Genomic DNA, 13867 nt, shown 5'->3' on the forward strand with positions numbered 1-13867 from the left:
TTTTATGCACTTTGATCAATGAATTTTTGTTTCTTTTCCAAGTATCTTTAACAATAGCCTTCGAAATCCTTTTAAAAGCGGATAAACCAATCCAATGAGGCTTTTGGAAATGAAAATTTTATATATCAGATTTTGATTGGTGGTGAGATTTTTGAGATAAAGCAATGCTTTTTGAGCTTGTAAAACTTCTCCTGTCTCACTAAGCAATATGATACCATCGTTAATATCTATGTGGTTATCTTCACAAATAGCTTTTAATTCAGGGGATTTTCTAGCATCTTTAAGGATTAAGCGGTGGGTTTTTTTGATCCTTAAAAAAATAGAATATTGTTTGCAAATCGGGCATTCCCCATCATAATACAAGGTCAATTCAGGCATAAAATCTTGCTTTTATTTCTTTAAAAATACCATCAAAATCAGCATTATCAGGTTCAAATAATTTTTGAGCTTTTGATTTTAAAACATCTTTTTGTATTTTTGAATCCAAAAGTTTTTTTACTTCGTTACAAACTTCTTGAGGTGTCTTGCAATGTTTCATCAAGTCGTTGTCCAAAAGATATTTGTCGTGAAATAAGAATAAAGATCGAGTGGAGATGGTTGGAATTCCTAAATAACAAGCTTCCAAATTCATCGTGCCCCCTCCCCCGATGAGAACATCTATAAAGGGATAAAATTGATTTGGCAAGAGTTTATCTTCTAGGATAAAGACATTTTTTAAATTGCCAAAGTCTTTTTTTAATTGTTTGCTTCCATAGCGGGGCATTAAAATTAAATTCGCATCTGTTTTTGAAGCAAGCAAGGCAATACTTTCATAGATAATTGTCAATTTTTTTTCGACGTAATGGGCTTTGTATTCTTCTTCACGGATTAAAACGCAGGGTCTTTTTTTGGGGATATGATAGATTTCTCTAAAATCTTTTTTTGTGGCTAAATCTTTTAGCCACAATGCTACATCAATAAAATTGTATGCGATAATATTTTTTGAAGGTATTCCAAGCGCACTATAACAAATTTCAGGAACAATAAAGGGGCGAAAGATGAGTGAGCTTAGAGGCAATGTGAGGCGAGAAAGCAGGGTAACTTTTTCTAAAGAAAAATATTCGCTTTTAAGAGGTGTGTCAGAAAATTGGACAACAGGAATTCCTAATCCATAGGCACACTGCGTTCCATCTGCACTTGCACCTGTGATAAAAATTTTTGGAATACCGATTTTTTTAAAGAGCTTTAAAAAATTTTTTTGTCTCTGTAATCTTGATTCAAATTTTCCTATCAAACTTGCCCCGCCATAGCCTCCAACTTCAATGGCTTCTATTTCAAAAAGTTCTAAAAGCTTTGCGCATTCATTGTAATCTTTGCTTTTTCTTGTAGTGATGAGTACTTCGTCTAAGGATTGGAGCTTGGGGATGAGGTTTTTAAAAAATAAAGCATATTTAGGGTCAATAATATCAATCCAAATCAAAATTCAAAATCCCCAGTTTGTCCTTTATTCATACTTTCATATACGGCTTTGACATAATCTTTTCGGACTTGGCAATCCAAGATTTTTTCACATTTAAAGCAGCTTTGAAGAGATTTTTCCTGTTGGCAATTTTTTAAAAATAATAATTTTTCTTCAAGTTTGCTTTCCCAGATATCTTTAGGCGTTTGGGCTTCACTCATAATATTTTCTCACTTTTTCTATTTCATTTTTGGAGCCAAAAAAACAAGGCGTGCTTTCGTGTAAGCTTTGAATTTCAAGCTCAAGAAGTCGCTTTTTCCCATCTATGGCTTCTCCTCCAGCTTTTTCATAGATGAATGCAAAGGGAAATACCTCAAAGAGTTTTCTTAGTTTTCCTTTTGGGGAATCTAAAGTCGCAGGATAGCTGAATAATCCTCCACCTTTGATGAGTATTTGATGCAAATCAGGAACCATACCACCTGAATATCTCAAACGATAACCTTCTTCAAAAAGAGATTCTATGAGTTTTTTGTGCTTTGGATCCCAATTTTTTTGAGTGCCTCCAGGAGCGTTGATTTTGCCTTGAGTTTTGAGTGTTGCAAGATTTTTTTCTTCCCAGCCGTTTGTATTGTAAATAAAATGAGTTAATTTGTCATCTGCAAATACAAATTCAAGCTTGGGTCCATAGACGACATATGCACTTGCCACTAGAGCACTTGCTTTAAATTCTTTTTCATAAATGCCAAAAATAGATCCGACGCTTAAATTCGAATCGATGATTGAAGATCCATCGAGCGGATCATAAGCAACCAAATATGAACCAGTGTCTTTAAAAATCGCCTCAGATTTTTCCTCACTGCAAAGACCTGCTATGAATTTTGATCCCATCAGTTCTTTTTCAATGATTTTATCGGCTGCAACATCAATTTGTAATTGCGCATCCCCACTTGTATTTGTAGTGTTTAAATAGCAAGCAGGAGTTGTTTTTAAAAGATCTTGGATTTGAAGGGAACATTTTTGCAATAAAGGGATAAAATCTTTTGTCATTTTTACTCCAAAATTTTTTGGCTAAATTATATCTTATTAGGTTTTATGTTATTCTTTTCTTTTAGAATTTTAATTTTTAAGAAAGGTTTTTATGCTTGTTGCTCCAAGTATTTTATCAGCGGACTTTTTAAATCTGGGTTCAGAGGTCAGTTCAATTTGTGAAGCGGGGTGTGATTATGTGCATATTGATGTGATGGATGGACATTTTGTGCCTAATCTGACGATTGGTCCTGTTGTGGTTGAAAAGGTTGCTGCGATTGCTTCTAAGCCTTTGGATATTCATTTGATGGTTAAAAATGCTACATTTTTTGTGGATTTGTTTGTTCCTTGCAATCCTGAATTTATAAGCGTGCATATTGAAGAGGAAAAACATCTCCATCGCCTAATCTCTTATATCAGAAATCAGGGGATACGTCCAAGCGTGGTTTTAAACCCGCATACAAGTGAAGATTTACTCAAATATATTTTGCCTGATATTGATATGGTTTTAGTGATGAGCGTGAATCCGGGATTTGGAGGACAGAAATTTATTCTTAGTATGATTGAAAAAGTCCGAAATGTTAAAAATATTATTCTTGCTAAAAATCCAAATTGCCTCATTGAAGTTGATGGGGGAGTGAGTGATAAAAATATTGCTTCACTCAAACAAGCAGGGGCAGATATAGTGGTGGCAGGCAGTTATGTGTTTGGCAGCAGCGATTATAAAAAAGCGATTTCTTCTTTGCGATGAATTATTCTGAGCTTTATGACAGACTGAAAGTAGCCCCGATAAATAAAGAGGAGTTTTTAAATCGTTTGGCTAATATTGAGGGGCTTTATGCAGACTCTGAAACAGGGCTTGAAATATTAAAATCGTGCGGCTTTCCTTTGAGGCAAGAGGATGAAAATATAATTTTGACTACATCAAAAACAAAATGGAAAGAACAAGTTTTTTGTTTTGTAGATATTGAAACTACTGGAGCAAAGCCTGATATTTCTTCGATTATTGAAATTGGAGCATTGAAGTATCAAGGCGGTCAAACGATAGGTAAATTTGAAAGCTTTGTTTATGCCAAAGAAATTCCGGAGAAAATTACTGAACTCACTGGCATTAGTGCCAAAACAATCCAAAATGCCCCAAAAGTCTCTGAAGTCTTGAGAAAATTTAAGGAATTTTTGGGAGAGAGCGTTTTTGTAGCACATAATGTAAATTTTGATTATGGCTTCATCAGCTATCATATGGATAAGATTGGACTAAATCAGATTTTAAACCCTAAAATATGTACCATTGACTTGGCTCGTAGAACTATCTTGTCTCCAAGGTATTCTTTAGGTTTTTTAAACCTTTTTTTAGGCATCAATATTCCTGTTTCTCACCGAGCATATGCAGATGCTTTGAGTGCTTCAAAGGTTTTTGAAATTTGTTTATATTCGTTGCCTAAGCGCATTATCAGCACGCAAGATTTGATTGATTTTTCAAAAGGGAAGAAAAACTTTTGATTTATGGGCATAGAAATTTGATGATGTTGTCTATGTTCTTTTGATTCATTTTGATATTGAGGGTTTTGGCTGCCTTGTTTGAGCATTCTTTAAGCTTTTTGATTTGTTTCTCATCAAGTGCGTTAATCGCATTCGCGATTGTTTTTGGTCTGAAATTTTTGATAATGAGTCCGTTTTTATAAGTATGGATAAAAGGAATCATTTCAGGGTTTGGTGTGATAATGAGTCCGAGTCTGGCTTGAATGTATTCAAAAAACTTGTTTGGCAAGGCGTGTTTGAGGTTTAAGGTGCTTGGAGGGATGGCATAAAGCCCTAAATCATAATCGGAAGTAAAAGGAATGATTTTGTCATAAGTTACCGGTGGGATGATGGCAACTTTTTTCCCTTTGAGACGGATTTTATCGACCTTTTTTTTCAAAAACTTCATATAGTTTTCATCTGTATTTATCAACATAAAATCAAGTTCAAAACGTTCTTGTAGGTATTTGGAGACTTCAATCATTTTTTCTATTTTTCGGTTTGGATTGGCTGCTCCGTGATAGATGATTTTGATTTTATTTGGATTGATTTGTGAGGGTATTAAGTCGTGATATTGAGGGAGGGAATAAAAAAGCCTACATTCAATTCCATAGTTTTTTTTATAGGCTTCTTGAAGTCCTTTTGATACCGTGATGGTACAATCAATTTGAGGAAGATAGGTTTTGCACAAATAATCGTTGAATTTTGAAAAAAGAAATCTCCATCTTAAGTTAGTTTTGTTTTGAGCAGGATAGAATTCTCTAGCATCAAAGAGAATTTTTGCATTTTTTTTACATCTAAGTACAATGGGGAGAAGTACAAGATCGTGGCAGATAATGAGGTCAAAGGCATAGCGATTGAGTATTTTTGGAATTTCTAAGCGATTTTTGGTATCAATGAGTTTTTGCCAGTTTTTGAAAATGACATTTTTATAAAGACATATTTCTTCAAAAAAATTTCTTTTTTTATATGTAGGATAGCTAAAAACCTCTACATTTTCTATTTCAGAGGCATTAATGCCCATTGCATAGACTTTGTGGTATTTTTTTAAGAGTGTAATCATTCTTTGAGGTCTTGGATTGGTTGCAGGATTTGCAGCACACAAAACGAGAATTTTTGACATAAAGTTACTTTTTGAGTGCGTGAAAATAAAATATTTTAGCGCCGTTTTTTTGGATAGGAAGTTCAAAAAAATCTATAAAATCAAGCAAACAAGTGTATCTCTTTCTGATAGCATTTTCGTTTTCAAAGATTCTGACGTGACCTTTTGAATAAAAGTTTGGCACCGAAGCAATAATATTGGTTTTAGGCAGTATTTTTTTTAAAATTTCTAAATCTTGATTGATGTGTTCAAGGACTTCAAAAATACAAATATGCGTGTAAGCTTTGGTGATTTTATCGGTTGTGAAAATATCTTCTTGAATGAATTTTTTTTCCCAAGAAGGAATTTTTTTTCGGGCAATTTTTAAGGCTTGAAGGCTAAAGTCTATCCCGAGATAGTTTTTTATATTTTTTTCATAGAGCATTTTTCCGAAATCTCCTGTCCCACAACCTATATCAAGCACACAAACGGGTTTTTTATACGCGCTTAAAATTTTTTGGGCGTATTCCCACCCCAGATAATAGATGCTTTCTTTATAGGTTTTTGCATTTGTTTGATTGATGAGATACAAATCATCATAAAAACTTGCATCTTTATCAGGTTTGGGAATGGTTTCAAGTATATTTTTAAATATTTTTTGGAGATTTTTCAAATAAGGGGTGTCCGATAGGAGCATTTGAATGAATTTTTCTTCATCACTATATTCAAAATGATTTTTAATCCAGTCTTTTAGCCAATAGGAAATATAAAAGCAGTCGGTATAAAAGCGTATTTTTTCTTTTTTTATTTTGAGATTAGAGAGTTTTTGGGCAAAAATTTCTTGAAGCTCTGTTTTTGCACTACAAATCACTATCACTACACATTCTTTTAATGAAGCAGGATTAGAAGTAATAGGGGGTTGTGCATTGTTTTCATCACAGATAATCATATTTTTAATATTTAAGTCTTGAAGTAAGGAGAAAAAGTTTTTCCTGTTTCTCCAAACCCAAAAATTCCTATTTTAGACACTTTCAATTACTTTTAAAAAAGATTCAATTCCATTGTTTCTGCGTACATTGTCGTATATTTTTCGTAACAAAAGCCTATTGTTTGAAAGTTGTTGTTTTTGCTCTTTTGAAAGACTTAGGATATTTGAGGCTTTTTTTATGTACTCATCTTGTTCAAAGGCAATGCAAGATATGTCTTCGATCCAAATTTTTCTTAGGGTCTCTAGAGTAATATTTGATTTTTGACATTCTTTTTGGACTTCTTGTGAATTTTTTTCAATCCAATTTTGAATGCGGCTTTTGCGCTCTTTTTTATTTTCTTTGGAAAGATTTAAAATAATGCCACCTTTGGCATTGAATTCTACTTTGCTTTCGCCTTGTTCCATTGGGAAGCTATCAAGCCAAAAATCAATAATATGCCCATAAATTGTACTATCGACATAACCAGGAAAAAAGAATCTTTTTAAAATTTCAGAATCTATAGAGGCAATTTTTTGTTTGATCTCATAAACGTTTCCCGTCCCGCATCCTAAAAATATCGTTTCAGGAAAATTTTGCATAATCTTGATAACACTTTTCAGATAAGGAAGAGAATCGATTTTTGTAAGTCGTCCGATGACTCCAAGGATCATTTTTCCTTCGGGGTATTTGAGCTTTTCTTTTTCTATTAGATCTGTCTTGATGGAGGGATTGTAAAATTCTGATTCCATACTGACACTAATGCCTGTAAAATCATATCCTTCATATTTTAGGGCTCCTGATTGGGCGCAGATATGGGTAATTTTTAGATCAATTTCAGGAATATCATAGACAAAGTTCCCGTGGCTCCAAAAGATTTGTTTTGGAGCACTTCTTGAAGCGAGGATAAAATCACTAATTCCATAGCCGTTGTTAGGGCTAATAAGGATATCTGTTTCATCTTTGAGGATAGCTTCTCTAATGCTTAGAGCTTTGGATAAATGAGAATTATAATAGCCATCTTGATTGAATGGAGCGATCACATTTACGATTTTGATACCCAAAGCCTCATAAGATTCTTTGATACGTATATCATCATCGCTTTTTTCTAAAAAGCCCATCAGATATATTTTAATTTCATAGCATTTTTTGAATTCTTCATTTTGCATTAAAGTTTTCAAAAAGCTGTATTCGACTTTGTAGGGGGAATTTTCTACAAATCTATCTCTTAAAAACCCGATAGTTTTTTTAATTTTGGTTCGGGAGCTAAGCTTTGGCAGGGAGAAAGTTTGGGCAAATTTTTTATAGACTAGGGAGGCTTTTTGAGAGATTTTTTGATTGAATGTTTTCCAATCTTCTTGAGAAGTGAAGCTATTGCCGCACATATGATAGATAAAAAATTGCAAATAAAGTGCTTCGTCAATTTTTTTGGAATCGGTATTTTCAAGTGTTGCATAAAATATTTTTTCCCACAAGGGATAGAGTTTAAGCCAATCACGATGATTGAAGAAGTGTTTTACATTCCAAAATACGTGCAGTTGCCAATTAAAAACAGAACGCCTGCGTTTGCTATCTAAATGCAGAATATTTTCAGGCTCTAAGACTTCTTCCATTGCTTGGATAAATGTTTCAAAAGGGATTTGGAGTAGGACAAAAGATTTTAAAATAAAGTTCGCACTTTTTTGAGCTGAAGGGGTGTGCATATCAATGAGACAAATATTTCTGATATAGTATTTGATACCTTCGTTTTTATCTCCTGATAAAATCTTTGCAATAGCGCCCAATTCTAAAAGCATTATATTTTCTTCATCGCTAATTCCTTTGGAAAATAAATTTTCTTTGGAAATGCGAATGAATGGCTCAAACCTTTGATCTGTTTTGGAGTTTGGTTCTGTAATGGCATAAAGACAAAGATAAAATTTTTCTAAAATTTCTCCTTTTGAAAAAACATATTCATAGATTTTGTCTTTAAAGAGGGAAATGAGATTTTGAGATTTAGATAAAAGCTTTTCGGGCGAGTTTTCAAGGAGTCCGAGAAACTCATTTAAAGCCCGATCGATTTGACTTTTTTGCGTTGCTTCCAAAAGATTGCAATAAATATTTTCGATGGAATTTTGAGAATTTTTATTCATTTTCTAGATCTTTATGAAGGAAATCAGAGTTTGTTTGGATAATCTTCGTGTCAATTAGCCACATATAGCCGAGATGGTTTTTTTTGGCATAAGGGGAAACTTCTGCTGTGATGTAGCCATAATTTTGAGCAACAGATGTGATCTGACCCACAGGGATACCTGGAGTAAAGATACCATCTAGACCACTTGCAGTAACCTCATCGCCTACATTGACTTTTAACCAAGATGGAATAAAGTCAGCGAGAATTTTTTTAGGATCGGCACTATTGTATCTGATGATTGCAGGAGTTTTTTGATCCCCGATATAAACAGCGTAACTGCAGCTTTCATCTCCGTTTAACAATCCCATCAATCTATCGTTTTTGTTGATGGCGATTCCAAGTGCATTCCCATTTTGAACAATTCCAAAAATCTTATTTTTAGGGTAAGTAGAAATATCTAAATCAAGCCAAATACGATCATAATTTCCGATTCCCACATATGAAAATGCTTTTGTAGCAATAAAATCAGGATTTTGATTGGAGGACTTTTGCTTGATAAAATCTGACAATTCTTCAAATTGTGTTTGAAGCGTTTTTAATTCAAGTCGTGTTTTGGAATAATCTTTCAATTTTTCTTTATATTTCTCAATGCTATTAGCTTGTTGGAGATATTTTTCATAAGAAAGCTTAATCGTCTCTTGGGTATTGAAAAACCAGATTTTAAATTTATCAGTCAAAATCAAGGTTTCTGAACGCAAGAACTGATTTGAGTCAAAAATAATAAATAGCAAAGCCACTATAACAACAATAAGAGAAAGTAGCTTATACTTCATTTGATTTGGAATCCATCAATTAATCATGAGCGCCTATGTGATGTAATAAATCAAGTTCTTCGATTGCTTTTCCCGTACCTTTTGCAACTGCAAGTAGGGGTTCGTTCCCGATATACACCGGGAGCTTTACAATATCTGAAAGATATTTATCCAATCCTCTGATGAGCGCTCCTCCTCCTGTTAATACGATACCATTTTCTACAATATCGCCTGCTAAATCCGGTGGCACAGATTCTAAAACGCTTTTTAAGGCATTACTGATCTCCCTGAGCTGATCTTTAATGGCATCGCGAATATCTTCGCTTGTGAGTTCTACGGTATTAAGCAAGCCACTTACCTGATCTCTTCCTTTGACTTGCATAGACAAAGGAGCCTCTAGAGGTGAAGCCGAACCGATTTGGATTTTTATTTCTTCCCCTGTGCGTTCGCCAATGAGAAGATTATATTTTTTGCGGATATAATCAACAATGGCTACATCCAGTTTATCTCCGGCTATGCGAATGGATTTAGAAATTACAAGTCCGCCAAGGGAAATCACGCCGATTTCTGTAGTTCCTCCGCCAATATCGACTATCAGGCTTCCTTGAGGCTCTCTGACAGGAAGACCTGCTCCAATAGCTGCAGCCATTGGTTCTTCAATCAAAAATACTTCTCGTGCGCCTGCACTCATTGCAGATTCTTTGACGGCTTTTCTTTCTACCCCGGTTAAGCCATATGGGACGCAGACCATAACTCTAGGGCGGATTAAGGATTTTCGTTTGTGAGCTTTTTCGATAAAATAGCGAATCATTTTTTCAGTTACATCAAAATCTGCAATTACACCATCTTTCATCGGTCTGATGGCTTGAATTCCTCCAGGCGTTTTTCCGATCATTTCTTTTGCTTCGTGACCGACTGCCAAGATTGCCCCATCCCTATCGTATTTGTTTGTTTTAACAGCTACGATTGAAGGTTCGTTGATAATGATTCCTTGTCCTTTGAGCAAAACGATTGTGTTTGCTGTTCCTAGATCGATGGCTATATCGTGAGAGAATAGCCCTATTACTTTGTCTAATATCATCAAGCTCCTTTATTTCTTTGAGAGAGTTTTTTCTTTTTTATCAAAAGGGGTTTGCTTGCTTTTGACACGCAGTCTTTTGTTATTATAACCTCATAACCCTTTAATTCAGGCAAATCAAACATAATATCGGTACTAAATTCTTCAACAATTGCTCTCAATCCCCTTGCACCTGTTTTTCTAGCAATAGCAAGTTCGGCAATTTTTTCTATGGCATCTTTTTCAAAAACCAATTCTACATCATCAATTTTAAATAATTTTTGATATTGTTTGATTAGGGCATTTTTAGGTTTGGTCAGAATTTCAATCATTGCATCTTTTGTGATTGATTCTAAGGTAGTGATGACGTGGAGTCTCCCAATGAGTTCGGGTATAAGACCATAATTAACCAAATCATCAGGTTCAACTAGATGTAAAATATCTTCTTGTTCTATTTTTGTCTTTTTTTCACTGCCAAAACCTAAGATATTATTTACGGATCGTTTTTTGATGATCTCTGTAAGCCCATCAAATGCGCCACCACAAATAAAAAGAATATTGCTTGTATCTATCTGAATAAAATCTTGGTTTGGATGCTTTCTTCCGCCTTTTGGAGGGATATTTACAAGACTTCCTTCAATGATTTTTAATAGCGCTTGTTGTACGCCTTCACCCGAAACATCTCTAGTGATGGAACGATTTTCTGATAATCTTGATATTTTGTCGATCTCATCAATAAAAACAATTCCTTTTTGAGCCTTTTCTACATCACCATCAGCAGCTTGAAGGAGGCGAGTTAAGATGTTTTCCACATCTTCTCCGACATAGCCAGCTTCTGTAAGGCTTGTGGCATCACAAATTGCAATCGGAATGTTTAAGAATTTTGCTAGTGTTTGAGCCATCAATGTTTTTCCGCTTCCTGTAGGACCGATGAGGAGAATATTAGATTTGGAGATTTCCACATCTGCGTCATCTTCAAAATTTTTGCTAAGTATTCGTTTATAGTGATTATAGACAGCAACAGAAAATACTTTTTTTGCATTTTCTTGTCCGATAACATATTCATCCAAAGCTTTTTTGAGTTCTTTGGGTGAAGGAATTTCTTTGAGTTCAAATGTTTCTTTGGGAGAATCTTGTTTGAATTCTTTTTGTCCTCCGGTGAGTATCTTATAAAAATTTTTGATGCAAAATTCACAAATATGGGCATCCACTCCTTCTTTGCCCGATGAGAAGACAATGCATTTTTCCGATTCGATTTTGCCACAAAAACTGCAGCGTTTTTCTTTAATCATCTAAACCACCTTTTTTGATTGGAATGCCACGCTCTGATTGTAAGATAAAATTACATATTTTGAGTGTGTATTCATTATTTGGATTTTTTTGAATTTCATTTTGTGCAAGTTCCCTTAATGGAGCTGTTCCTGCAAATAATCTTTTGTAAAGTTGATTGATAAGATCAATATCTTCGTGGGAAAAAAGCTTTCTCATACGATGTCTGTTAAGCCCTCGAATAACTGCTCGATTGCCTTCTGCCATACAAAATGGAGGAATGTCTTGAGTAAGTGCTGATCCGCCTGCTATCATTGCTCCATCACCAATTCGAACAAATTGATGAATCGGAGTCATTCCCCCTATATTGACGTAATCCCCCATAAGAATATGTCCGCCCAAAGTAGCGTTATTTGCAAGGATACAATGGTTTCCAATAATGCAGTCGTGAGCTATATGGACAAATGCCATCAAAAGGTTTTGGTTTCCGATGATGGTTTTGCTGATCCCTCCTTTGGTTCCGGGATTGATCATACAATGTTCGCGAATGAGATTGTTATCCCCGATAATCAATTCCACTTCTTCGCCTTCGTATTTTAAATCTTGTGGGATTGTTCCTAAAACTGCATAAGGGAATATGGTATTATTTTTTCCTATTTTGGTATTGCCTAAAATTGTTACATTATTATAGAGTTTAGAGCCTTCTTCTATTATAACATTTTCTCCTATGACGCAAAAATCCCCGATTTCAACGTTTTGAGCAATTTTGGCACCTTCTTTAATAATTGCAGTGGATGCTATCTTTTTTTGATTTGCCATTATTTTTAATCCTTTTCTCGATCTGCTACCATTGCTTTTAATTCGGCTTCAGCAACTATTTTTCCTTCGACAAAAGCTTTTCCCTCCAATTGCCATACAGAACCTTTATGTTTAAGGACGTTAAGCTCATATTCAAGTCTATCTCCAGGGACTACGGGTATGCGGAATTTCACTTTGTCAATAGTCATAAAATAGACGATTTTATCTTCAGCCATTGCTATATCATCTCCCCAAGTGCTGATAAATGCCAAGACACCTCCGGCTTGAGCCATTCCTTCAACAATCATTACCCCAGGATAAATAGGTTGCTTTGGAAAATGTCCTAGGAATACTTCTTCATTGATTGTGATATTTTTGTATGCCTTGATGCTTTTATTGGCTTCCAGATCGATGATTTTATCAACCAAGAGCATTGGATATCGATGAGGGAGTATTTTTTTTATTTTATTGATGTCCATCATTTCAGACCTTTATGCATATTACTTTTATGTGTGATTTTAGCAAAATATATTTTAATTACAAATTTTGTATCACTTTAAAAATTGTTTCTTCTTGGAAAATGCTTTGAATATTTACGCGTATGCTTTCATAAAAAATTTTATCTACTATGATAATTGGATTGATGCTTTCATAACCGCATAGGATATTTCTAAAAAATAGTTCATCTTCATATTTTGGAGGATTGTATAAAAGCTCTTTGATTGTCTTGTAAGAAGTATCAAGCAATAGATTCAATAGCTTTAAATGCACAAAAATAGTATCGTCTTTTTTGCAGAAACCTACGAGGTAATTTTTAGTTTGATATGCGTGTATTTTTTCTTTTGTTATATAAAAATTTGATGAGCTTTCAAATAAGTTTGGCTTAATCCATACGATTGATCCGGTTCTAACGTCTTTTTTATTTTGGGATTTTGCAATGATATAACTAGATAGAAATTCATCACCTTGCTGGATCTTTGCATTTAGTAGTCTCCATACCAAATATTTTCTTTGCGATAATATATATTCTTTGTTTTGTTTTTCAAGTGTATCTCTGTGGGCGAAGGTTGTGTATCTTTCTTCAATACTGCCAGGAAGTATTTGAGCTCCGATGTGGTTGATCATTTCGAGAGAAAATCTGTTTTGCTTGGTTCTTTGTTGTTCAAGTGCGAATTTACATCCGCAGTAATTTTGTCTGTAAAGTTTATTTTCTTTGGCAATTTCATTTTGTTTTTGTGTGCCTCCATTGGCGCGCACATTGATTTTGATGAATTCTAAATTATTTTTTTCAGCAATGATATCTCCTTGTGCATAGAGTTTTTCTTGCTCTTTCATCGGACTTGAAAGCAGGGTTGTCGTAAATTTGTTTTCATTGATTTCTTTGGCTAATGAAGCACTTTTTTCAAGACGGATATCAAAACACTGTGTGCATCGATCACCTTTTTCGGGTTCGCATTCAAGTCCTTTGACCTCTTCAAACCAATTTTGTGTGTCATATTCTCCTTCAATCAATTTGACACCAAGCAGATCGCAACTTCTTTTGACATCTTGCAATCGTAAATCGTATTCACTTTTTGGATGAATATTGGGGTTATAGAAATAACCGATGAAGGTTTCATTTGGATAAATTTTTTGTAATTCGCTTAAAAAATAATGGCTATCTACGGAACAACAGATATGAACTAGCATTGATCTACTCCTTATTTTTTAAAACTGTACCAGAGGTAATAACCTATCCCGATAACAAATACTAATATCAAAAAAATCAATAGAGATAAATCTAATAAATC

The 13867-nt window shown here is 34.3% G+C and carries 15 protein-coding genes; 2 read left to right on the forward strand and 13 right to left on the reverse strand.

Translation table 11 applies throughout. The features are described from left to right. Positions 1–15: 15 nt before the first annotated feature. The 4 genes from BKH41_RS01995 to BKH41_RS02010 are packed head-to-tail and all read right to left on the reverse strand — an operon-like array spanning position 16 to position 2485. The gene (locus tag BKH41_RS01995; RefSeq protein ID WP_095296760.1) at positions 16–378 is read right to left on the reverse strand and encodes a DCC1-like thiol-disulfide oxidoreductase family protein; all 363 of its coding nucleotides are present in this window, start codon (positions 376–378) and stop codon (positions 16–18) included. Continuing rightward, a complete protein-coding gene (locus BKH41_RS02000) occupies positions 371–1459 on the reverse strand; it encodes a DUF354 domain-containing protein (RefSeq protein WP_095296761.1) in 1089 nt (362 codons plus the stop codon). Before BKH41_RS02000 ends, BKH41_RS01995 begins: the two co-directional genes overlap by 8 nt. Continuing rightward, positions 1456–1659, reverse strand: a complete 204-nt coding sequence (locus BKH41_RS02005) for a hypothetical protein (RefSeq protein ID WP_095296762.1) — start codon at positions 1657–1659, stop codon at positions 1456–1458. The genes BKH41_RS02000 and BKH41_RS02005 overlap by 4 nt, the downstream gene beginning before the upstream one ends. Next, positions 1652–2485 (reverse strand): class 1 fructose-bisphosphatase, encoded by an 834-nt coding sequence (locus BKH41_RS02010; RefSeq protein ID WP_095296763.1) that lies wholly within the window; start codon positions 2483–2485, stop codon positions 1652–1654. Before BKH41_RS02010 ends, BKH41_RS02005 begins: the two co-directional genes overlap by 8 nt. Positions 2486–2576: 91 nt before the next feature. Between BKH41_RS02010 and rpe the strand changes: the two genes are divergently transcribed. Continuing rightward, positions 2577–3215: a ribulose-phosphate 3-epimerase gene (gene rpe, locus BKH41_RS02015; RefSeq protein WP_095296764.1), complete on the forward strand. Its 639-nt coding sequence runs from the start codon at positions 2577–2579 to the stop codon at positions 3213–3215. Then, positions 3212–3964: a 3'-5' exonuclease gene (locus tag BKH41_RS02020; protein ID WP_095296765.1), complete on the forward strand. Its 753-nt coding sequence runs from the start codon at positions 3212–3214 to the stop codon at positions 3962–3964. The genes rpe and BKH41_RS02020 overlap by 4 nt, the downstream gene beginning before the upstream one ends. A gap of 1 nt (position 3965) precedes the next feature. On the opposite strand, the gene BKH41_RS02025 is transcribed toward BKH41_RS02020, so the two are convergent. From BKH41_RS02025 to BKH41_RS02065, 9 genes are all read right to left on the reverse strand, one after another. Beyond that, on the reverse strand, positions 3966–5105 hold the full coding sequence (locus BKH41_RS02025; RefSeq protein ID WP_095296766.1) for a glycosyltransferase: 1140 nt from the start codon (positions 5103–5105) through the stop codon (positions 3966–3968). A 4-nt stretch (positions 5106–5109) separates the two neighbouring features. Next, the gene (locus BKH41_RS02030) at positions 5110–5940 is read right to left on the reverse strand and encodes a class I SAM-dependent methyltransferase (RefSeq protein WP_180762702.1); all 831 of its coding nucleotides are present in this window, start codon (positions 5938–5940) and stop codon (positions 5110–5112) included. 144 nt (positions 5941–6084) lie between these two features. Next, positions 6085–8160, reverse strand: a complete 2076-nt coding sequence (locus tag BKH41_RS02035) for a hypothetical protein (RefSeq protein ID WP_095296768.1) — start codon at positions 8158–8160, stop codon at positions 6085–6087. After that, positions 8153–8974 (reverse strand): rod shape-determining protein MreC, encoded by an 822-nt coding sequence (mreC, locus tag BKH41_RS02040; RefSeq protein WP_095296769.1) that lies wholly within the window; start codon positions 8972–8974, stop codon positions 8153–8155. Before mreC ends, BKH41_RS02035 begins: the two co-directional genes overlap by 8 nt. 19 nt (positions 8975–8993) lie before the next feature. Further along, positions 8994–10034, reverse strand: coding sequence for a rod shape-determining protein (locus BKH41_RS02045; protein ID WP_095296770.1), 1041 nt, complete (start codon positions 10032–10034; stop codon positions 8994–8996). Further along, positions 10034–11299 carry an ATP-dependent protease ATP-binding subunit ClpX gene (clpX, locus tag BKH41_RS02050; RefSeq protein ID WP_275542222.1) on the reverse strand — a complete coding sequence of 422 codons (1266 nt, stop codon included), beginning with the start codon at positions 11297–11299 and terminating at the stop codon, positions 10034–10036. The genes BKH41_RS02045 and clpX overlap by 1 nt, the downstream gene beginning before the upstream one ends. Beyond that, positions 11295–12098, reverse strand: a complete 804-nt coding sequence (gene lpxA / locus BKH41_RS02055) for an acyl-ACP--UDP-N-acetylglucosamine O-acyltransferase (RefSeq protein WP_095296772.1) — start codon at positions 12096–12098, stop codon at positions 11295–11297. Before lpxA ends, clpX begins: the two co-directional genes overlap by 5 nt. Positions 12099–12103: 5 nt before the next feature. Continuing rightward, complete coding sequence (fabZ, locus tag BKH41_RS02060; protein WP_095296773.1) at positions 12104–12559, reverse strand: 3-hydroxyacyl-ACP dehydratase FabZ; 456 nt, start codon at positions 12557–12559, stop codon at positions 12104–12106. A gap of 55 nt (positions 12560–12614) precedes the next feature. After that, on the reverse strand, positions 12615–13766 hold the full coding sequence (locus BKH41_RS02065; protein WP_095296774.1) for an epoxyqueuosine reductase QueH: 1152 nt from the start codon (positions 13764–13766) through the stop codon (positions 12615–12617). Positions 13767–13867 lie beyond the last annotated feature (101 nt).

The organism is Helicobacter sp. 12S02232-10 (assembly GCF_002272895.1).
Lineage (GTDB): Bacteria > Campylobacterota > Campylobacteria > Campylobacterales > Helicobacteraceae > Helicobacter_J.

What these genes read in the sequence shown, in the direction of transcription:
- BKH41_RS01995 (WP_095296760.1), bottom strand. Translation starts at nt 378, where the DNA reads ATGCCTGAATTGACCTTGTATTATGATGGGGAATGCCCGATTTGCAAA.
- BKH41_RS02005 (WP_095296762.1), bottom strand. Translation starts at nt 1,659, where the DNA reads ATGAGTGAAGCCCAAACGCCTAAAGATATCTGGGAAAGCAAACTTGAA.
- BKH41_RS02010 (WP_095296763.1), bottom strand. Translation starts at nt 2,485, where the DNA reads ATGACAAAAGATTTTATCCCTTTATTGCAAAAATGTTCCCTTCAAATC.
- rpe (WP_095296764.1), top strand. Translation starts at nt 2,577, where the DNA reads ATGCTTGTTGCTCCAAGTATTTTATCAGCGGACTTTTTAAATCTGGGT.
- BKH41_RS02020 (WP_095296765.1), top strand. Translation starts at nt 3,212, where the DNA reads ATGAATTATTCTGAGCTTTATGACAGACTGAAAGTAGCCCCGATAAAT.
- BKH41_RS02025 (WP_095296766.1), bottom strand. Translation starts at nt 5,105, where the DNA reads ATGTCAAAAATTCTCGTTTTGTGTGCTGCAAATCCTGCAACCAATCCA.
- BKH41_RS02035 (WP_095296768.1), bottom strand. Translation starts at nt 8,160, where the DNA reads ATGAATAAAAATTCTCAAAATTCCATCGAAAATATTTATTGCAATCTT.
- mreC (WP_095296769.1), bottom strand. Translation starts at nt 8,974, where the DNA reads ATGAAGTATAAGCTACTTTCTCTTATTGTTGTTATAGTGGCTTTGCTA.
- BKH41_RS02045 (WP_095296770.1), bottom strand. Translation starts at nt 10,034, where the DNA reads ATGATATTAGACAAAGTAATAGGGCTATTCTCTCACGATATAGCCATC.
- lpxA (WP_095296772.1), bottom strand. Translation starts at nt 12,098, where the DNA reads ATGGCAAATCAAAAAAAGATAGCATCCACTGCAATTATTAAAGAAGGT.
- fabZ (WP_095296773.1), bottom strand. Translation starts at nt 12,559, where the DNA reads ATGATGGACATCAATAAAATAAAAAAAATACTCCCTCATCGATATCCA.
- BKH41_RS02065 (WP_095296774.1), bottom strand. Translation starts at nt 13,766, where the DNA reads ATGCTAGTTCATATCTGTTGTTCCGTAGATAGCCATTATTTTTTAAGC.